This is a genomic window from Ornithinibacillus caprae (assembly GCF_009728145.1).
Taxonomy (GTDB): domain Bacteria; phylum Bacillota; class Bacilli; order Bacillales; family Amphibacillaceae; genus Ornithinibacillus; species Ornithinibacillus caprae.
Window position 1 is genome coordinate 1 of record NZ_WOCA01000015.1, and the last position, 20,005, is coordinate 20,005.

General features: G+C 35.7%; 19 protein-coding genes. 1 reads left to right on the plus strand and 18 read right to left on the minus strand.

Translation table 11 applies throughout. The annotated features are described in order from the left end of the window. Positions 1 to 233: 233 nt before the first annotated feature. The 15 genes from cotE to yfmF form a co-directional block, all read right to left on the minus strand. Positions 234 to 809, minus strand: a complete 576-nt coding sequence (gene cotE, locus GMD78_RS15915; protein ID WP_155670056.1) for an outer spore coat protein CotE — start codon at positions 807 to 809, stop codon at positions 234 to 236. A gap of 170 nt (positions 810 to 979) precedes the next feature. Continuing rightward, the gene (locus GMD78_RS15920; RefSeq protein ID WP_155670057.1) at positions 980 to 1,408 is read right to left on the minus strand and encodes a YlbF/YmcA family competence regulator; all 429 of its coding nucleotides are present in this window, start codon (positions 1,406 to 1,408) and stop codon (positions 980 to 982) included. A 1-nt stretch (position 1,409) separates the two neighbouring features. Then, positions 1,410 to 2,990 carry a tRNA (N6-isopentenyl adenosine(37)-C2)-methylthiotransferase MiaB gene (gene miaB / locus GMD78_RS15925; protein WP_155670058.1) on the minus strand — a complete coding sequence of 527 codons (1,581 nt, stop codon included), beginning with the start codon at positions 2,988 to 2,990 and terminating at the stop codon, positions 1,410 to 1,412. Positions 2,991 to 3,220: 230 nt separating this feature from the next. After that, positions 3,221 to 3,481, minus strand: coding sequence for a stage V sporulation protein SpoVS (gene spoVS, locus GMD78_RS15930; protein WP_027447636.1), 261 nt, complete (start codon positions 3,479 to 3,481; stop codon positions 3,221 to 3,223). 104 nt (positions 3,482 to 3,585) lie between these two features. Then, positions 3,586 to 4,383: a TIGR00282 family metallophosphoesterase gene (locus GMD78_RS15935; protein ID WP_155670059.1), complete on the minus strand. Its 798-nt coding sequence runs from the start codon at positions 4,381 to 4,383 to the stop codon at positions 3,586 to 3,588. Positions 4,384 to 4,602: 219 nt separating this feature from the next. Continuing rightward, a complete protein-coding gene (gene rny / locus GMD78_RS15940; protein ID WP_343042380.1) occupies positions 4,603 to 6,171 on the minus strand; it encodes a ribonuclease Y in 1,569 nt (522 codons plus the stop codon). A gap of 257 nt (positions 6,172 to 6,428) precedes the next feature. Continuing rightward, on the minus strand, positions 6,429 to 7,466 hold the full coding sequence (gene recA, locus GMD78_RS15945) for a recombinase RecA (protein ID WP_155670061.1): 1,038 nt from the start codon (positions 7,464 to 7,466) through the stop codon (positions 6,429 to 6,431). A 177-nt stretch (positions 7,467 to 7,643) separates the two neighbouring features. After that, positions 7,644 to 8,885 (minus strand): competence/damage-inducible protein A, encoded by a 1,242-nt coding sequence (locus tag GMD78_RS15950; protein ID WP_155670063.1) that lies wholly within the window; start codon positions 8,883 to 8,885, stop codon positions 7,644 to 7,646. Continuing rightward, complete coding sequence (gene pgsA / locus GMD78_RS15955; protein WP_155670065.1) at positions 8,885 to 9,463, minus strand: CDP-diacylglycerol--glycerol-3-phosphate 3-phosphatidyltransferase; 579 nt, start codon at positions 9,461 to 9,463, stop codon at positions 8,885 to 8,887. The genes GMD78_RS15950 and pgsA overlap by 1 nt, the downstream gene beginning before the upstream one ends. Positions 9,464 to 9,539: 76 nt before the next feature. Continuing rightward, on the minus strand, positions 9,540 to 10,445 hold the full coding sequence (locus GMD78_RS15960; RefSeq protein WP_155670282.1) for a helix-turn-helix domain-containing protein: 906 nt from the start codon (positions 10,443 to 10,445) through the stop codon (positions 9,540 to 9,542). A gap of 17 nt (positions 10,446 to 10,462) precedes the next feature. Then, positions 10,463 to 11,254, minus strand: a complete 792-nt coding sequence (locus GMD78_RS15965) for a DUF3388 domain-containing protein (protein WP_155670067.1) — start codon at positions 11,252 to 11,254, stop codon at positions 10,463 to 10,465. A 167-nt stretch (positions 11,255 to 11,421) separates the two neighbouring features. Beyond that, on the minus strand, positions 11,422 to 11,682 hold the full coding sequence (locus tag GMD78_RS15970) for a DUF3243 domain-containing protein (RefSeq protein WP_155670069.1): 261 nt from the start codon (positions 11,680 to 11,682) through the stop codon (positions 11,422 to 11,424). Positions 11,683 to 11,770: 88 nt separating this feature from the next. Next, complete coding sequence (gene ymfI, locus GMD78_RS15975; protein WP_155670072.1) at positions 11,771 to 12,487, minus strand: elongation factor P 5-aminopentanone reductase; 717 nt, start codon at positions 12,485 to 12,487, stop codon at positions 11,771 to 11,773. An 8-nt stretch (positions 12,488 to 12,495) separates the two neighbouring features. Beyond that, complete coding sequence (yfmH, locus tag GMD78_RS15980; protein ID WP_343042381.1) at positions 12,496 to 13,779, minus strand: EF-P 5-aminopentanol modification-associated protein YfmH; 1,284 nt, start codon at positions 13,777 to 13,779, stop codon at positions 12,496 to 12,498. Beyond that, positions 13,772 to 15,070: an EF-P 5-aminopentanol modification-associated protein YfmF gene (gene yfmF / locus GMD78_RS15985; protein ID WP_155670074.1), complete on the minus strand. Its 1,299-nt coding sequence runs from the start codon at positions 15,068 to 15,070 to the stop codon at positions 13,772 to 13,774. Before yfmF ends, yfmH begins: the two co-directional genes overlap by 8 nt. 410 nt (positions 15,071 to 15,480) lie before the next feature. On the opposite strand from yfmF, the gene GMD78_RS15990 reads away from it, so the two are divergent. Then, the gene (locus tag GMD78_RS15990; protein WP_196493846.1) at positions 15,481 to 15,912 is read left to right on the plus strand and encodes an RNA-guided endonuclease TnpB family protein; all 432 of its coding nucleotides are present in this window, start codon (positions 15,481 to 15,483) and stop codon (positions 15,910 to 15,912) included. Positions 15,913 to 16,364: 452 nt separating this feature from the next. Here GMD78_RS15990 and GMD78_RS15995 read toward each other — a convergent pair whose 3' ends face one another. From GMD78_RS15995 to GMD78_RS16005, 3 genes are read right to left on the minus strand one after another with little or no spacing between them, the layout of a single operon-like run. Continuing rightward, positions 16,365 to 17,318: an ABC transporter permease gene (locus GMD78_RS15995; protein ID WP_343042382.1), complete on the minus strand. Its 954-nt coding sequence runs from the start codon at positions 17,316 to 17,318 to the stop codon at positions 16,365 to 16,367. Then, positions 17,315 to 18,367: an ABC transporter permease gene (locus tag GMD78_RS16000; protein WP_155670080.1), complete on the minus strand. Its 1,053-nt coding sequence runs from the start codon at positions 18,365 to 18,367 to the stop codon at positions 17,315 to 17,317. Before GMD78_RS16000 ends, GMD78_RS15995 begins: the two co-directional genes overlap by 4 nt. After that, a complete protein-coding gene (locus GMD78_RS16005) occupies positions 18,354 to 19,895 on the minus strand; it encodes an ABC transporter ATP-binding protein (RefSeq protein ID WP_155670082.1) in 1,542 nt (513 codons plus the stop codon). Before GMD78_RS16005 ends, GMD78_RS16000 begins: the two co-directional genes overlap by 14 nt. Positions 19,896 to 20,005 lie beyond the last annotated feature (110 nt).

Consider the following 20,005-nt stretch of genomic DNA (forward strand, 5'->3'; position numbering starts at 1 on the left):
CTTCATGTAGCCTTTAATACCCATACTCATTCCATTCATCCGTCATTGTTCTTAGAAGTGGTTTGAAATCCTGCGAATAAGCGAGCATTTGTGAGTAAATAGAATCTAACTGAGGGAGTAACTTATGGTATGAAAAACTTGATTATAATTTGAGACGTAATGTACTGCCTCTGACATCGCTTCGAAAATACCTTAAAATTAAAACTTACGAGGAGTATACCCTCGTAAGTTTTTTAGTCTTTACTTCTACTGCTGCTTTCAAGAAATTCAGGGTCAATTTCACTTAATTCATCATCAGTTACGGCAAAATCCCATTCTTCATCGTCATTATTAACTTTAACACCTTTTGGATCAACCTTTACATATACTTTTGTATCACCAACTACTTGAACAAGAAACTCGCGTTCAATTTCTACTAAGATTTTGTGACCTTGATTAGAGATTTTGCACTCTAAGCAGTTAGGTTGTTGAAGTACTTTAGCAATAACATCAAATTCGTCATTTAGGCAATTGTCATCTTTGATTCCAAGTGGAACTAAATCACAGTAAGTGACTCTTTCTGTCACTACCTCTGTTTTGGTATTATCATTATAGGAAAACCAAACGTTAATTTCATAGCTACCGTTTATTTCAACAGTATCATCTGATTTTTGTTTAGCATTATACAGGTGGTTAATTACCCAACAACCTAAAATGCTGGTAGGTCTATGTGACGGTGAAATGGAATGAGTTGCCTGCGTGAATTTTTTACCCTTACCGATGACAGCTTTAGTAATGATCTCTCTATAGTCATTATCTAGAAAACTCATAATTACGCTACCTCCTCTTTTTTCATAGTCATTTTATGCAAGACAAATACCTAAAGTGCATAGCTATTCTATGAATCCAAGAGAAGTTTACAAAATAATTGCTTAGAAAGCATTGTCATCATGCTAATCTCAAAAAAATCCAAGCAAGAAAATTCTTGCTTGGATTTTAATTAATGCCCACAAGATGAGCTGTTTTTCTGTTTTGAACCTGTCTCACCAGCAAGTACATCACCACCGGTTGATTCAATAACTTTAGTTGTTACTTCTCTAGCAATTGTTCCAGAAATTAATTGTAAGACATCATTCACTACAATTTGTGATTCCTTAAATTCTTGAACTACTGGAATTTCATCAATCTCTGCTTGGAGACGGTCAATTTCTGCCTCTACTTTTTTCAGTGCTTCCGTTTTTTCATATGCTTGGAAGTTTACTGCTTGTTTTTGTAATGCTTTAATACGATTGATTAATTGTTGTACTTTTTTATTCTCATTTAATTTTGCTTCCACTTGTTTGAATCGATCGATCTCTTCTGTATTAGCAAGCATTTCTGCAAGCTTTTTTGCTTCATCCAATACTTGTGTACGTGTGTATTCCACCATGTTAGTTCACCTCAACTGTTTTTTCTACCATTTCACCATTTAATGACCATGTTTTTGCTTCTGTAACTTTTACTTCCACAATGTGTCCAATAGCTGATTTTGGTCCCTTAAAGTTTACAAGTTTATTCTTTTCTGTATAACCTGCAAGTACATTAGGGTCTTTCTTACTTTCACCTTCAACAAGAACCTTAACAACTTTGTTTTCATAGGACTTCATAGATTTTGCTGATTGCTTATTCACAAGCTCATTCAAACGGTATAAGCGTTGTTTCTTCACTTCTTCTGGTACATCATCCTTTTTACGAGCTGCAGGTGTACCTTCACGAGGTGAATATATAAACGTATATGCTGCTTCGAAACCAACTTCTTCGACTAATGTCATCGTTTCCTCAAACTGCTCTTCTGTTTCATTTGGGAAACCTACAATTATGTCTGTTGTTAATGTTACATTTGGAATTGCTTCTTTGATTTTACGTACTAGCTCTAAATATTCCTCGCGACTATATTTACGGTTCATTTTTTTAAGAATTTCACTACTGCCAGATTGAACTGGTAAGTGAATATGATCGAGAAGATTACCACCTTTCGCTAAGACTTCAATCAAATGATCATCAAAATCACGAGGATGTGAAGTTGTAAACCGAACTCGTGGGATGTCAATTTTATGCATATCATCCATTAGGTCACCAAACGTGTATTCCATATCTTCAAAATCTTTACCATATGCATTAACATTCTGACCTAATAATGTTATTTCTTGATACCCTTGTGACGCTAAATGACGAACTTCTTGAATAATGTCCTCCGGTCGACGACTACGCTCTTTTCCACGTGTCATCGGAACAATACAGTACGTACAAAATTTGTCACATCCATACATAATATTAACCCATGCTTTGATTTTACCATTACGAGCTTTCGGTAAGTTCTCTATAATGTCGCCTTCTTTAGACCATACCTCAACTACCTGTGCTTTACCAAACATTGCTTCTTTTACTAAATGTGGTAATCGATGGATATTATGCGTACCAAAAATCAAATCTACATGATGATGTTTCTCTAAGATACGATTTACAACTGATTCTTCCTGGGACATACAACCACAAACACCAAGGATTAAATCGGGTTTTTCTAGCTTTAATGGTTTCAAATGACCGATTTCACCAAACACTTTGTTTTCTGCATTTTCACGGATTGCGCATGTGTTTAACAATATAATATCGGCTTCATTCGTATCAGCCGTTGATTCGTATCCCATTTCTGTTAGAATACCTGCCATAACTTCTGTATCGTGCTCATTCATTTGACACCCATATGTACGAATAAGAAACTTTTTCCCTTTTCCGATGTTTGCCATATCTTCTGGGATGGAGAAGTCATAATGAAATTGAACATCTTCCTTACGACGTTTTCTCGCTTTTTTAATATCAGGTGGTTGATAACTAGTTTGGAAATACTTTGCAATCATTTCATCACTAGTAGTACTTTTTATGCGTTCGATATTATCCTTACCGGATTTTCCGTCCGTTGGATGATCTGTTTGTTTAATTTGCGATTGTTCTTTACGCTGCTGTTCGTTCATACCGAAACTCCTTTCCTTTATATATAAAAGATTTCTTTTATGCATAGTTGTTCATTATTTCAGTATAAAGCCTACAATTAAATTTAACAACAGATGATACAAATCTCAACAAAAAACATCTATTTTTTAATTGCAAGATTACTAAATTTGTCATATTTCTATGATACACAAAAATAGTGCCACGCAAACTGCGTAACACTATAAAGTAATAGATATCATTCCGTTTCATTTTATCTAGGTTCAACAATTAATTTAATAGCTGTACGTTCCTCATTATCGATTAAAATATCGGTAAATGCAGGAATACAGATCAAATCAACTCCACTAGGTGCCACAAACCCTCTTGCGATTGCTACTGCTTTCACAGCTTGGTTAAGAGCTCCCGCGCCGATAGCCTGGATTTCTGCTGAGCCACGTTCTCGTAATACATTTGCAAGTGCTCCCGCTACTGAATTAGGATTTGATTTTGCTGAGACTTTTAATATTTCCATTACTAGTACCTCCTTCATTTGCTATTATAGTTCTACTGCTACTATATTCTTGGAGATGTTAGCTTATTACCATTATGCATCAAGAATTCAAAAAATTCAAATACTCATGAAAAGAAAATATGGTCATCATTAATTAATATGCGCTCTACTTTGGTGGCATTCCCATTTTTTTCATCAATGGTAATAAGAACACCGTTAAGCTGAGTCCGTCCTTTTTTATCTATATCAAAGCGAACAGGGAGATTCGTTTTAAAGCGTTTTAATACTAATTCACGATCCACCCCTAAAATAGAATCATATGGTCCTGTCATTCCAACATCTGTAATATATGCGGTGCCATTTGGTAAAATTCGTTCATCAGCTGTTTGTGTATGTGTATGAGTTCCAACCACTGCACTAACGCGCCCATCTACATACCACCCCATTGCTTGCTTTTCACTAGTTGCCTCCGCATGAAAGTCCAAAAATATTAAATTTGTTCGCTTTTTGGCCTCATCGATGAGTTCATCAATCTTACTAAAGGGATCATCAATTGCTGGTAAAAACGTTCTACCTTGAAGGTTAATAACGGCTACCTCGACACCGTTGATGTTTACAAATACCAATCCTTTTCCTGGGTTGCCCTCAGGAAAATTTGCAGGTCGTATCATGTTTTTAGCATCATCAATAAATTCAAATATCTCTTTTTTATCCCAAGTATGATTACCCATTGTTATTACATGGGCACCCCATTCTAAAAATTGCTTATATATTTTTTCAGTAATTCCTTTTCCAGAGGCAGCATTTTCTCCATTAATTATGGTCATATTGGGACGGTATTTATCTTTTAGTTTTGGTAAGTATTCTTGTACCATATCTCTTCCAGGTGAACCAACAACATCACCTATAAATAAAATTTTCATATCTATTTCATCCTAACTATTAATATATCTATAGTTTTCCATAGTTAATTTATCATGTCAAAAATTAGTTATTTTATACTTGTGAATAAGAAAAAAGCGGGCAAAAAATGCCTCGCTTCTTTGTCTAGCTACATGCCTAGTGACTAATGGACTTATCTCCCTTTATCTTGGGCAGGGTTTATTCCATCTGTCACTGAACAGGCAATTCGCTTTTCTGTATTATTTCGCATATTCAACTGCTCTTGTTTCACGGATCACAGTTACTTTAATATGACCTGGGTAATCGAGCTCACTTTCAATCCGTTTACGGATATCACGTGCTATTCTTACAGATTCAATGTCATCAATTTCATCAGGTTTAACCATAATTCGAATTTCTCTACCTGCTTGGATAGCAAATGATTTTTCTACACCTGTAAATGACTCAGAAATTTCCTCTAATTTCTCTAGTCGTTTAATATAGTTCTCCAATGTTTCACTTCTTGCTCCAGGGCGTGCTGCCGATAACGCATCAGCCGCAGCTACTAAAACAGAAATGATTGATGTAGGTTCTTCATCACCATGGTGAGAAGCAATCGAATTAATGACTACCTCATGCTCCTTGTATTTCATTGCTAGCTCTTTCCCAATTTCAACGTGGCTTCCCTCTACTTCATGATCTATTGCTTTACCAATATCATGAAGTAAACCAGCTCTTCTAGCTAATGTTACATCTTCACCTAACTCAGCAGCGAGTAAACCAGCAAGATATGCAACTTCAGTTGAATGCTTTAACACGTTTTGACCATAACTTGTTCGATATTTTAGACGACCGAGTATTTTGATTAGATCTGGATGTAGACCATGTACACCAACCTCAAATGTAGTTTCTTCTCCAACTTCTCGTATATATTCATCAACTTCACGTCTAGCTTTATCCACCATTTCTTCAATTCTCGCAGGATGAATTCTGCCATCTTGTACAAGTTTTTCTAACGCCATACGAGCTGTTTCTCTTCGAATCGGGTCAAAGCCAGATAATATAACAGCTTCTGGTGTGTCATCAATGATTAAATCAATTCCAGTTAATGTTTCTAACGTACGAATATTACGACCCTCACGACCAATAATACGACCTTTCATCTCATCATTTGGTAGGTTTACAACAGAAACTGTTGTTTCAGCAACGTGGTCTGCAGCACAGCGCTGTAAGGCCAGAGAAAGTATGTTTTTCGCTTTCTTGTCAGCTTCCTCTTTCGCACTATTTTCAGCTTCTTTTATCATTAATGCTGATTCATGCGCTACCTCTTTTTCGATTCGCTCTAAAATAATAGTTCTTGCCTGATCAGTAGTGTATCCTGAAATGCGCTCAAGCTCGGTTTGCTGCTCTTGTATCATTGATTCCACTTTGCTTTCCATTTCTTCAATTTGTTGTTGTTTTTCTGTTAGTGATTGTTCTTTCTTCTCTAACAAGAGCTCACGCTTGTCCAGCGTTTCACTTTTTCTGTCCAGATTCTCTTCTTTTTGCATCAGGCGATTTTCCTGTTTTTGTGCTTCAGCACGACGTTCACGTAGTTCTTGCTCTGTCTGCTGGCGAAGTTTGTGATTTTCATCCTTCGCCTCAAGAAGTGCCTCTTTTTTAGCGGCATCTGCATTTCGGTGTGCTTCATCAACTATTTGTTTGGCTAAGGTTTCTGCACTAGAAATCTTAGCTTCTGCAATAGATTTACGAATCAGATAACCAACAACAATACCGACGATTAGGGAAATTAAGGCAAGCAAAATGGAGATGATTAAGGGATTGTCCACGGTTTCACCTCCTCTTGCTATAAAGTTGTTTCAATTCATTATTGTCGGCATGTACCATATTCAATGAATAAAATTAAATTCGTATAATAAAAATATAAAATTATACAATTTAATTTTAATTGTCTATGATAGTGTTGTCAAGGAATCGTCATATATTTGTAAGAAAACTTGTCTGTAGAGTAGATTTCCATAGCTATACTAATATGATATCTATAAAAGAAAAATCCTTTACGCTGTGGCAAAGGATTCTACATTCATTATACGTCTAAAGTTTCTTGACCAATTTCTTCTTGTGCTTCTTCTGCGGTAGCGTCAAGATTATAATGTAATCGAATGGCATTATGGATCTCACTCATAACATCAGGATTTTCTTTTAAAAATTGCTTCGCATTTTCTCTACCCTGTCCTAATCTTTCACCTTGATAGGAATACCAAGCACCACTTTTATCGACAACATCTAAATCTGCCCCAATATCAATAATTTCTCCCTCTTTAGAAATTCCTTGACCATACATGATATCTACTTCTGCTTGTTTGAATGGTGGAGCAACTTTATTCTTTACTACTTTAATTTTAGCTCTATTACCTAAAATGTCATTACCTTGCTTCAATGTTTCTGCACGGCGAACTTCTAAACGAACAGAAGAATAGAATTTCAGTGCACGACCACCTGGTGTTGTTTCTGGATTACCGAACATAACGCCTACTTTTTCACGAATTTGGTTAATGAAAATCGCAGTTGTTTTTGATTTATTAATTGCACCAGATAGTTTTCTTAACGCTTGGGACATAAGACGAGCTTGTAAACCGACATGAGCGTCACCCATTTCCCCTTCAATCTCTGCTTTAGGTACTAAAGCCGCAACTGAGTCAACAACAATAATATCTACTGCACCACTTCGAACAAGAGCTTCCGCAATTTCTAAGGCTTGTTCTCCAGTATCCGGCTGAGATAGAAGTAATTCTTCAATATTTACTCCTAATGCTCTTGCATAGGTTGGGTCAAGTGCATGCTCTGCATCAATAAATGCAGCCTGACCACCTTTTCTTTGTGCCTCCGCAATAGCATGTAGAGCAACAGTTGTTTTACCAGAAGATTCAGGACCATAGATCTCTACAACACGACCTTTAGGATAACCACCAATACCTAATGCAACGTCTAGTGCAAGTGAACCACTTGGGATTGTTGCTATTTTTTGTTCAGCTTGTTCTCCTAACTTCATAATAGAACCTTTACCAAATTGCTTCTCTATTTGTCTTAACGCCATATCTAAAGCTTGTTTTCTATCACTCAACGAAACTACCTCCTAATTAGAACTATATATATCATACATTGTTTTGATTCTTTTGCCAAGCAAAAAACGAATAAATGTTCTTATATTTTCATGGCATTTTTTTATAGAAATTTCATTTTTCTCTACTAAAACAACTAACGAATAATAAATTTTATCATAGTTTATGCTATAGAAACACTATTTTAACTGATTGAATAATAATTCAAATCCTTTTAAAATGGTTTTACGTCTGATAGCATCACGATTTCCTTGAAAAGTGAATTTCTCTATAATTGTTTGTCCTTCAGAACATATCGCAATATATACTGTTCCTACAGGCTTCCCTTCAATTGCATCTGGTCCAGCAACACCTGTAAAACTAATTCCAATATCCGTTTTTAATAGATTTCGAATATTAGTAGCCATTTCTAGAGCACATTCTTTACTTACGGCTCCATTGGTCACAATAGTATCCTCATGAACTCCTAATACATTGGTTTTAACTGTAGTGTCATAACAAACAACACCCCCGGGACAAACTGCAGAAGCGCCATTGACTGAAATAACCCTTTCTGTAAATAATCCCCCTGTTAAACTTTCAGCTGCAGCAATCGTCTTATGGTTTTCTATTAATAGAGAAACTATTTTACATTCGATTGTTTCTTCATTCACTCCGTAATAAAACTTGCCAACTCTATCAAGAATGTTTTGCTTTCCTTGTTGTAATAAATTATTTACCATCTCAGTTGAATTACCTTTTGCCGTAAGTCGTATAACTACCCCCTCATTTTGTGCTAGAGGTGCTATAGTAGGATTTTGTTGCGATTGAATGATATCGGAAATTTCATGCTCAAGCTTTGCTTCTCCAATACCTATAAATCGTAAAACCGTTGATTTGATCATTTCACTAGTGCCCATTAACTCTTGAATATATGGCAACACATCATCACGCATCATTTGTTTCATTTCTCGTGGTACACCAGGTAGAAAGATCCATTTTTGCTCATTCATGCTAACAACCATTCCCGGTGCCATACCAACCTTGTTCTCTATTACCTCAGAATCAGTAAATACGCGGGCTTGTTTTCGGTTATTTATCGTCATTTCAGACTTTTGTTTACGGAAGTATTCCGATATCTTATCCATAGAAGGCTTATGCTCATACATCGATAAGTTAGAAACAGTTTGAAAAGCTTCTCTAGTTAAATCATCATCTGTTGGACCTAAGCCCCCTGTTACTATGATTAAATCTGAACGACCTTTTGCTTGTTGAAACGTTTCTTCCACACGCTTCAAATTATCGCCAACTACCCCGTGGTAAAAAACATTAACACCATAGGCTGCTAACTGCTCAGAAATCCATTGTGCATTTGTATTTGCGATCTGTCCCAATAGCAACTCGGTACCAACAGCAATTATTTCTGCATTTAACTGTTTCATTATTTTGAATCCCTCATGACATGCCAATTTTTAGCGAAATAATCATATCCTGATAAAACCGTAAAGAACAGGGCTACGTATAGCATAATTGTTGCAAATGGAAAGCCTATGAATGAGAATGGAAAGTTATGTAACAGTAATGCTGCAATAGCAATCATTTGTGTAGCCGTTTTGATTTTCCCCATATTACCTGCTGCAAGGACGATTCCTTCCCCAGCAGCAACTAATCGTAAACCAGTAACCGCGAATTCTCTACTAATAATAATAATTACTACCCACGCTGGAGCAAATCCCATTTCTACAAGTAAAATCAAGGCTGCAGAAACTAATAATTTATCTGCTAGTGGATCTAAAAACTTCCCTAAATTAGTAACTAAATTATATTTTCTAGCATAATAACCATCCACCCAATCTGTCGCAGATGCAATAATAAAAATTAGAGCTGCAACAAAATGTGATATCGGGAGGGTGTTTTCTCCAATATTCCATTTTCCCCACGCAAACGGAACACTTAGTAAAATAATAAAAATTGGGATTAGCAAAATTCTAGAGATCGTAATTCTGTTAGGTATATTCATACAAATGTCCTCCTAAAATAAATTCAATTTTAAGGTATAAAACCCTTCCACAATATCGGGAAGGGTATCTATGTGGTTATTCAGTTTCTTGATTTACATTAATCCAAAAACGCTGAACATCTTTCTCGGAAGGATCTACTGGATATTCAAATTCAACTCCATTTACAGTAATATTTAAATTAGGAGAATAACCGATATTAAAATAAATTCTATCTTCTCCAGTTAAATCAATATCCATTGGTGAATCATCCGGTTCTAAGAAAGTGGCGAAAAAAGATTCTCCTTCATCGTTCTCAACAGAAAACCAAATTCTATCTTCTGCTTCAAATGTGAAAATTAATTCTTCCCCTGGATTAATCAAGTCAAATTCAGCCACTTCTCCTTCTTCCGTCAAGATTAATTCTGTTTCAGCAGCAGGCTCTTCTTCCTGTTCCTCAGGATCTGATCCTTCTTCTGTTTCTTCGTCTTGAGTAGGTTCATCATCCTCAGTTGCTTCTTCTTCATCTGTATCATTATTCACATTTCCTTCAGGTCGATAAATTTCGTTATCCTCAGGATCTTCTACAAGATCATCATCGTTAGTAGCGTTTGATTGTTGGAAGAACCACCATGCAGCAAATACAATACCAATCACCAATAATATAACAATGATTGTGGGTATTAGAGAAAATATTTGTGAGTTCTTAGCTGGACTGTTCTCTTTTCTAGAACGACTAATTCTAGTGTATTGTACCGTACTTTCCTCATCTGGTGAAGGGATGTCTTCTTTATATTCCTCCAATAGTTCATTGGCATCCAAGCCTACAGCATTTGCATATTCCTTTATAAATGCTCGAGCATAGAATTTACCAGGTAAAATAGAAAAGTTTTCTTCTTCGATTGCGATTAAATATCTTCTTTGTATTTTTGTAAGATCCTGCAGACTTTCTAAAGAAATGTCTTTTTCTTCTCTTGCTTCTTTTAACCTAGCACCTATTCCCATACTTAACACCATCCAATTTAAAAATCAAACATTGAAAAACCATTTTCTTGATTATATTGTGTTTTTTCAAGTTGTTCATATGTAATCTCTTCATCTTCATGACTTCGTAATTCAATAATATAATCAAAATCATCAATATTATATTCGGTAGCTTGAACAAAAATATCAGGATGTTCCACAACTTTTATAGCGGGTAACTGCATAATCTCACGTATTAATTGCCAATGTTTTTCATTAGCTCTTTTTTTTGATACAACCCCATCTATAATGTAGATATTATCACTGCTATATTCACCTTCGATCAGCTGGTTACGAACAGTTTGTTTAAGCAACGTACTAGAAACAAACAACCATCGTTTATTTGCACAAACACTTGCTGCTACGACAGATTCAGTTTTCCCAACACGTGGCATCCCTCTCACGCCGATTAGTTTATGACCTTCTTGTTTATATAACTCAGCCATAAAATCGACCAGTAAACCTAATTCATCACGAACAAATCGAATTGTTTTACGATCATCGACATCACGATGAATGTATCTTCCGTGCCTAACTGCTAACTTATCTCGAAGCTTGGGTTTTCGTAATTTAGTAATTTGTATTGTGTCCATTGTATCTAAAATGGATTTTAGCCGTGTTATTTGTTCGTCATATTTCGCGAGCAACAACATACCTCTTCGCCCATTTTCGACACCGTTAATGGTAATAATATTAATCGATAACATCCCTAATAGTGAAGAAATATCCCCAAGTAATCCAGGACGGTTATATTGAATTTCATATTCAAGATACCATTGGGTTCGATCCATATGCAATCTCCTTTGTTGATAATAGGAAACTATTAACTATAAATGCAATATATCTCTATAATAAATGATTTTAGCCTCAGTTAAAAGGAAATATTTCAACATTATACAATTAATTAATAAAAAGAAGCTGCTTATTGTACTGCAGCTTCTATCAAGAGGTTTGTTGATTACTGGGTATTTCCTTGATTCTGCACTAGCTTAACCATTGAGTTAGCTATTGCATGCTGTTCTTCTTTAGAAGCAGCATTCCAAAGCTCTCTTAACACAGCTTCTTCACTATTTTTAGCATCAACACTCTTCGACAAGTAATCCCCAACCTCATATGCTACTTCATTAATCGTTTGTTGAGACATACCTTGAGATTGAGCTTGTTCAAGACGGTTTGCTAAAAACTCTTTCCAAGTTCCAAAATTATCTAGAACAGACATTTTATCTCCTCCTTCATTTGTACATGTATAGTATTTGAATTTAAAACATGATTATACATTGTAAAGTAAGGAGAAATATGCCCCTTTTTTACCAACCACCATTTATTCGTATGATTTCACCCTGTATATATGATGATTGATCTCCCATTAAAAAGCTAACTGCATTAGCTATATCGTTCGGCATTCCAACTCGGTTTAATGGGATCTCTGATACGATCATGGCTTTTTCATCTTCATTAAAATGCTCGTTCATTTTTGTATCAATAAAACCAGGACTAATCGCATTAACCGATATACCACTTGGACCTGTTTCTTTGGCCAATGCTTTAACAAAGGAATTTTGAGCTCCCTTTACAGTGGAATAAACCACCTCATTGCTAGCACCAACATCTCCCCAAATCGAAGTGATAAATAAAATCTTTCCATACTTCCGCTGGATCATTGAATTTAATAAATGCTTGGTAATCATCCAAGGAGACTTTACATGAATGGTAAGCATTTCATCCATTTTTTCTTCTGTTGTATCTTGAAATAAACCATAATAAGCATTTCCGCTTGCAAAAATAATTCCATCAACAGGAAAAACTAGTTCTGTTAACAACCTTTTTACTTCTTCATCCTTACTTAAATCTGCTTTAATCTCGCCTAAAACACATTCGTTGTCAAGTTTTCCTTTAATTTTGTTAATGTTTTCCCGGTTACGGTTATAATGCAATATTAATTTATACCCTTCATTTCCAAGGCGCACCGCTATAGCACTACCTATATCACCACTAGCTCCGATAATTAATATGTTTGTCCCCATGTTACATCCTACTCTGCTACTATTTTACAAACTGCTAACTTTTCTTCTGAGATCCAATGTTTTAAGTAATGATTCACATCATCAATTGTTAACGATTGAATTTCAGGAATTAAATCAAAGAAATCAATTCCCAATGTGTGATAATGAATATGTTTACTTGCAATAAACTCTAAGGAGTTCATTGAACGTAATAATTGACCAATTTTTTTCTTTTTCATTCTTTCAAAGTCTTCTTCTTGTATAGTTTCGGAATTTGTCGTCATTAATAATTCTTTTATTTTATTTGCTAATTGATCCGGATTATCAGAATTACCTCCAATTAAGGTATAACCAAAGTTTCGATCTAAATTCATCTCAAAATAAAAGCTATCATCGATTAAATTATCATCATATAGCTCCTGATAAAACTGACCACTTTTTGAAAAATAAAAATTTAATAGCATATCCTGAAGTAAATCCCTTTTTAAAAATTCATCGCGGTCTAATTCCTTGTTAGCTTCTTTTATACCTACCGTACATTTTGAAACAGACACAGGCATTACAATTTTATTTTCCTTCATGCCTACTTGCTCTGGTTCATCAGGAAAATCACGTACTATCTCATTCATTTTTTCAAACTCTTTAGCTGCCTGGTTTTCCTTAACTAAGCTCATCATATTCTCTGGATCAAAATTCCCTGCTATAAAAAGGATCATATTTTCCGGGTGGTAGAAGGTATTATAACAAGTATACAAATCATCCTTGGTAATTGAATTGATCGATTCGACCGTACCTGCAATATCAACATTAACTGGATGATTTTTAAACATTGTTTTGATCGTACCCATAAATGACTGCCAATCAGGTTGATCATCATACATTTTAATTTCTTGAGCGATTATACCTTTTTCTTTTTCAACCGACTGCTCCGAAAAATATGGATCTTGAACAAAATCAATTAATGTTTTTACGTTGTCCTCAATATGATTCGTTGCAGAGAATAAATATGCTGTTTTTGTAAAGGATGTGTACGCATTTGCTGATGCACCCTGCTTGCCAAAGTCTGTAAATACATCGCGGTCTTCTTTTTCAAATAACTTATGTTCCAAAAAGTGTGCAATCCCTTCTGGTACAGTAATTTTTTCGTTATTACCAATTGGAACAAACGTTTGATCAATCGAGCCATAGTTAGTTGAAAAAATACCATATGTTTTTGACATTTCTGGCTTAGGTAGTAAAAATACAGTTAAACCATTGTCTAGTCGTTCCAAATAAACAGTCTCATTAATATTGTCATATGTCTTTCTACTCACTTGGCTCACCTCCCTCACTTGTTAGCAAGTACACCGTATCTTCTTCAATACGTGATGCAACTTCGGTAACTTCCTCTACTTGAACAGCTTTAATCTTTTCAATTAATTCACTAGGCTTCAGATCTTTCTTAGCAATCACTTGTTGATATAACAGTTCAATCATACCTTGTGGATGGTCCATTGTTTCCAACAATTGATTCACAATTAACTCTTTTGTTTCGCTTAACTCTGAATTCGAGATTTCTCCATTTTTCATAGCGGACATTTGTAACTCCATTATTTCTCTCGCCTTTTGATAATCGGCAGGTGCAATTCCACTAAAAACAAGTAATAATCCTTTATGGCTTTCAAGCTTTGATGACGCATAATAGGCCAAGCTGTTTTTCTCTCTTACATTAATAAATAACTTGGAGCTAGGGAATCCCCCTAATATTCCATTGAATACTTGTAATGCTGGATATTCCTCATCCTGGTACGTAATATTGGTTCGATAACCAATGTGAAGTTTAGCTTGTTGGATATTTTGTTTTTCAATAACTTCTTGCGGTTTTTCTTTTGAATTGTTATCTGCTTCCGTAACATTGTCATTGTGATTCGTAGCCTGTTTTTCGTCTCTTTTAATTTTACTTGTTATTAACTGTTTCATTTCTTCGATATCAAAATCACCTAGAACAAAAATATCTAACTCATCTTGTTGTAGAAGTTCTTGATAATAAGCGTACGTATCTTCTGGTGTCATTGAATCTAAATCTTCTTCATAGCCATGAACATGTAATTGGTAAGGCTCTCCATCGCACATTTCATCAATTAAACGCATATTGGCAAAACTCATTTTATCATCCTTGATGGAATTAATCTTTTGCTTTAATGTGTTTTTTTCACGTTTAAAAATTGTTGGTTGAAAAGCTTGGCCTGAGGTATTGGGGTGAAATATTACATCATTAAATAATTCAACAGCACCCTCTAAAATTCCAGACTCATTTGGTATAAATTTTTGGTTTGCTACCTCTAAACGCAAACTTATAATGTGGTTTTCTCCTTTTTTACCACCATCAATTGAAAGAACCGCTCCATACAAGTTATCTAATTGTATTTGTAATTCTTTGCGACTTGGGTGGTTTTTCGGCCCTTGTTTTAGTAAATATGGAATCAGAGCCCGTTTTGTAATTGTTTCTCGATTTAAAGTAGCTTTAAATTTTGCTACAATATTTATCGTTTTAAATTTCTTATTTGGTACTAAATGCAGGTTATATCCATTTACATCTAGTACGTCTTCTTTAATTGCCTCCATAACTGATCCTCCATTTTGAATACCAACATTAATCTATACTAGTTTATACGTTTTTCTAATTCATAAACACATTCTGTTTAATCAATTATATTTAGTTTACCATTATATGGATGTACAGCCAAGAATGAAAACATAGAACGATATATATTTAATGTGGTGTATATTAACGGTTAGTGTCTTATTACCGCTCCGAAAATACACTTCGCTTTCCCGGTCGGCTGGTGAGCCTCCTCGTGCTACGCACTGTGGGGTCTCACCGATGCCTTTCCTCCTCCAGGAGTCTTCATGTATTTTCTCCGCTGTATAGTTCTTTAAGTATCGATAATATATCTTTTTTAGTGTTTTATCGAACTTGGGCGAGAAGACTCCTTTCTCAAAACGCGACAGTGTTTAGGTGGGAGATGAAAAATATGAAGGCTTTAAAACGTCTTGAAAACAAAGAACAGCGCATCATTCACTACTGGAATCATGTGATTTCAAAAGAAATTGTACGCTTCACCCAAAAACAAGGAGCCTCTATTATTAAAATCGAATATTTGAAGAATATCCGCTCTATGAAAAAGTTTTGGAAACGTAGCGACCGAAATATTAACTCTTGGGCTTTTTTTGACTTGGAAGAAAAACTTACTTACAAAGCACAACTAGCCGAGCTAGAAGTGGTTAAAGTAAATCCGTTCAAAACTAGCCATGAATGTTCAAACTGCGGTAACGTAGTTAAAAAGAACCGTCGAGGTTCGCTGTATACATGCTCTTGTGGGTATAAGAAAGACGCTGACGTTAATGTCAGCTTTGTCATTTCCACAAGACCATCTAACGAAGAAAAAGCAATAACTGCGACTTAACAGTCGTAGCAGGAAACCTAATGTTTTCTGTAAGGCGCCTGACTGCGCTGTACACCTAGCTAATGACGCTCTACCCGTAATTCGCATAAACGAAAAACGGGACTGAACTGAAGTAACGGTAACCACCCAATAGTCTTTTGGTCTATTGGAATCCCCTTCCTAAAAAATCCGTTAGGATTTTAGGTGGGGAGAGGATGTCAATAAATACAAAATAGCTCTGCTCTTCTTTTAGGATTCGTGCGTTGTAACGTTCTTATATTAAATATACCAGGAGGAGATACTTCTAATATTCAGAACACCTCTACAAGCGAAGTGTTCTGCCGTAGCGGTGTTATAGCACACACCGAATAAATTAAGAGTGAAAGAGCAAATTCGTAACAAAGTTACTGCACATTCTACATTAAATACGCATAAAAAAACTGACTTGCATTATTGCAAGTCAGTTTTAAACTCTATCTACTCCCTTTAATATATGGAACACCATTTGCCTTTGGAGCCTCTGCACGTCCGATAAATCCAGCCAATGCTAAAATTGTTAGCACATAAGGTGCAATTAACAAGAACACTTGTGGAATATCTTGTAGTAACGGAATACTTCCACCCACAACACTTAAACTTTGAGCAAAACCAAAGAAAAGTGCTGCTCCCATAGCGCCTAGTGGATGCCATTTACCAAAAATTACTGCTGCAAGAGCCATAAATCCTTGTCCAACAATCGTTGAATGCGAGAAGTTAGATACAATGGTTAGTGCGAAAACAGAACCACCTAAACCACCTAAGGCACCAGATAGTATAACCGCAATATATCGCATTTTAGTTACACTAATTCCATTGGTATCAGCAGCCATTGGATGTTCACCGACTGCACGCAAGCGAAGTCCAAATGGAGTTTTATAAAGAACGTACCATACTACAAATGCTAAAATAATTGCTACATAAGATGTAACGTAGACGCCCTTAAAGAAAATAGGTCCGATAATAGGTATATCAGCTAAAAATCCTAGATTCTGTGTATAGAAAGGTTGATCAACCATATCCGTTTGCCCTTTTCCATACCAAACTTTTGTTAAATAAATCCCTATTCCCAATGCTAGCATATTAATTGCTACACCACTTACGACTTGATTAGCATGTAGCGATACAGATGCTACCGCATGGATGATTGAAAATACAGCTGAAACAAGAGCAGCCACTAGAATGGATAACCAAGGAGTCCAGGTTCCAAATACATCAGCAAATGCAAGGTTAAATACGATACCAACAAATGCCCCCATAACCATTAATCCTTCTAGTCCAATATTAACTACACCAGATCGTTCACTGAATACTCCGCCCAACGCTGTTAGAATTAGAGGAGCTGAATAAAACAATACGGTTGGAATAATTGACTGTAATAAATCCATCACTTATCCCCCTCCTTTTTAAAGCGAAGTAATAACCATCTAATTAAATAGCTTGAAGCGACAAAGAAAATTATTAACGCAATAATAATATCAACTAATTCTGTTGGAACACCTGCACCTGTAGGCATCTCTCCTGCCCCTTCTTTTAATACACCGAAAAGAACAGCTGCAAATATAACACCAAGAGGGTTATTCGCACCTAACAGAGCTACGGCAATACCATCAAAACCTAAGTTCGTAAATCCTGACATTACTGAAATAGTTCCGTAGGTTCCTAAACCTTCCATTGCCCCAGCTAATCCAGCAAATCCACCAGCGATCACCATAGATAGAATGATATTTTTACTTACGTTCATACCAGCATATTTAGATGCATGTTGGTTAAAACCGACCGCTTTAAGTTCATAACCAATTGTCGTTCTTTCAATTAAGAACCACATGACTACAGCTGCAAATAGAGCGATTAATATACCATAGTGCATTCTTGAAAAGAATGTTAAGCTTTGTAACCACTCAGAAGCTAATGATGCCGTAGGAGAAATTCGTTCAGTAGTAGTACTTTGGTCAGTTAAAACTCCTCTAATAACTGCATTGGTACTAAATAAAGCTATATAGTTCAACATAATTGTTACAATTACTTCGTGGACACCAATTTTAGCTTTCAATAAACCAGGAATGAATCCCCAAATCGCACCAGCTATTGCGCCCATTATTACCGCAAGTGGTAAATGAATGATCATAGGTGCATCAATTGTAAGACCGACCCAAACGGCTGCCAGCCATCCAACAATTACTTGTCCCTCTGCACCAATGTTAAATAATCCAGATTTAAAAGCAAACGCTACTGCTAAACCAGTTAAAATTAATGGGGTAATTCGTCTAACCGTTTCCCCAATCGTAAATGCGTCACCAAATGCACCATTCCATAGAGAAGTGTATGCAATAATTGGATTATGACCAGAAAATAGCATAATAATTGCACCGACAATCAATCCAAGAATAACAGAAACGATAGGAACTAAAATGCCAAAAAGCTTATTATTCTCCGTCATTTGTTCCACCTACCTTACTAACCTGACTACCAGCCATGAGAAGTCCCAGTTCTTGCTCATTGGTTTCCTCAGGCTTAACGTCTGCTACAACTTTACCATCAAACATAACCGCAATTCGGTCACTTACATCTAAAATTTCATCTAGCTCAAAGGAAATTAGTAAAACAGCCTTTCCTTTGTCACGCTCTTCGATCAATTTTTTATGAATAAATTCAATAGCACCAACATCTAACCCTCTTGTAGGTTGAGCTGCAATTAATAGATCAGGTGAACGGTCTACTTCACGACCAATAATTGCTTTTTGTTGGTTTCCACCAGATAAGGCACGAGCTAATGTGTATTCACTTGGTGTGCGAACATCGTATTCTTCAATTAAGGATTTTGCCTTCGAATAAATTTCTTTGTAGTTTAAGATAGTTGCCTTGGAGTATGGTTTCTGGTAATACGTTTGCAGAACTATATTTGCTCCAATTGGATAGTCTAGAACTAGTCCATATTTATGACGATCTTGCGGAATATGGCCTATACCGCTTTCAGTTACTTTTCTTGGACTCTTATTCGTAATGTCCTTCCCTCTGAGTGTGATTTTTCCAGAAGTGGATTTTCTTAGACCGGTTATTGCTTCAATTAGCTCTGTTTGACCATTTCCATCAATACCAGCTATACCAACAATCTCTCCAGCTCTAACTTCCAAATCTAACCCTTTTACTAAATCTACTTTTCTTGCATCCTTCACATATAAATTATTAATATCAAGGACGGTATCTTTAGGTTCAGCCTCTTTCTTCTCCGTTTTGAAGTTAACTTCTCTACCAACCATTAATGATGCTAACTCGTTGGTAGTTGTATTAGCAACTTCAACAGTGCCAATGCCCTTACCTTTACGAATAACCGTACATTTATCACAAACTTCCATAATTTCCTTCAGTTTGTGGGTAATTAGTATAATTGACTTACCTTCCTTAACTAAGGAACGCATGATTTCAATTAATTCACTAATTTCCTGAGGTGTTAATACCGCAGTTGGTTCATCAAAAATTAATACATCCGCACCTCGATATAATGTTTTCAATATTTCCACTCGTTGCTGCATTCCAACTGAAATATCACTGATCTTTGCAGACGGATCAACTTTTAAGCCATAACGATCGGAAAGCTCTTGAATTTCTTTTTCTGCTTTTTTAATGTTGATATTTCCCATTTTAGTTTTAGGCTCACTACCTAAAATGATGTTCTGCGTTACAGTAAACGGCTCCACTAACATAAAGTGCTGATGCACCATGCCAATCCCCAAATCATTTGCAACATTTGGGTTAGTAATATTAACCTTTTCCCCTTTAACGCGAATTTCACCTTTTTCAGGTTGGTATAAACCAAATAAAACATTCATTAATGTTGATTTCCCTGCACCATTTTCACCTAATAATGCATGAATTTCACCTTTTTCTACCTGAATCGTTATATTATCGTTTGCCACGATTCCTGGAAACTCTTTTCTTATATTCAACATTTCAATTACATAATCCAAGTAACCTCACCCCTTTTTGGAGAAAATTAAAGTATATGATATAAAATCGCCAAATGAAAAGGATCTTCCTTGTAAAAATCCTCTTCAGTTGAAGATTTTATAATTTGGAA

What these genes read in the sequence shown, in the direction of transcription:
- GMD78_RS15920 (WP_155670057.1), bottom strand. Translation starts at nt 1,408, where the DNA reads ATGGTGGAATACACACGTACACAAGTATTGGATGAAGCAAAAAAGCTT.
- yfmF (WP_155670074.1), bottom strand. Translation starts at nt 15,070, where the DNA reads ATGGAGGCAATTAAAGAAGACGTACTAGATGTAAATGGATATAACCTG.
- GMD78_RS15990 (WP_196493846.1), top strand. Translation starts at nt 15,481, where the DNA reads ATGAAGGCTTTAAAACGTCTTGAAAACAAAGAACAGCGCATCATTCAC.
- ymfI (WP_155670072.1), bottom strand. Translation starts at nt 12,487, where the DNA reads ATGGGGACAAACATATTAATTATCGGAGCTAGTGGTGATATAGGTAGT.
- miaB (WP_155670058.1), bottom strand. Translation starts at nt 2,990, where the DNA reads ATGAACGAACAGCAGCGTAAAGAACAATCGCAAATTAAACAAACAGAT.
- GMD78_RS15965 (WP_155670067.1), bottom strand. Translation starts at nt 11,254, where the DNA reads ATGGATCGAACCCAATGGTATCTTGAATATGAAATTCAATATAACCGT.
- pgsA (WP_155670065.1), bottom strand. Translation starts at nt 9,463, where the DNA reads ATGAATATACCTAACAGAATTACGATCTCTAGAATTTTGCTAATCCCA.
- spoVS (WP_027447636.1), bottom strand. Translation starts at nt 3,481, where the DNA reads ATGGAAATATTAAAAGTCTCAGCAAAATCAAATCCTAATTCAGTAGCG.
- GMD78_RS16000 (WP_155670080.1), bottom strand. Translation starts at nt 18,367, where the DNA reads ATGACGGAGAATAATAAGCTTTTTGGCATTTTAGTTCCTATCGTTTCT.
- GMD78_RS15960 (WP_155670282.1), bottom strand. Translation starts at nt 10,445, where the DNA reads ATGGGAATAGGTGCTAGGTTAAAAGAAGCAAGAGAAGAAAAAGACATT.
- cotE (WP_155670056.1), bottom strand. Translation starts at nt 809, where the DNA reads ATGAGTTTTCTAGATAATGACTATAGAGAGATCATTACTAAAGCTGTC.
- GMD78_RS15970 (WP_155670069.1), bottom strand. Translation starts at nt 11,682, where the DNA reads ATGTCTGTTCTAGATAATTTTGGAACTTGGAAAGAGTTTTTAGCAAAC.
- GMD78_RS15950 (WP_155670063.1), bottom strand. Translation starts at nt 8,885, where the DNA reads ATGAAACAGTTAAATGCAGAAATAATTGCTGTTGGTACCGAGTTGCTA.
- GMD78_RS15935 (WP_155670059.1), bottom strand. Translation starts at nt 4,383, where the DNA reads ATGAAAATTTTATTTATAGGTGATGTTGTTGGTTCACCTGGAAGAGAT.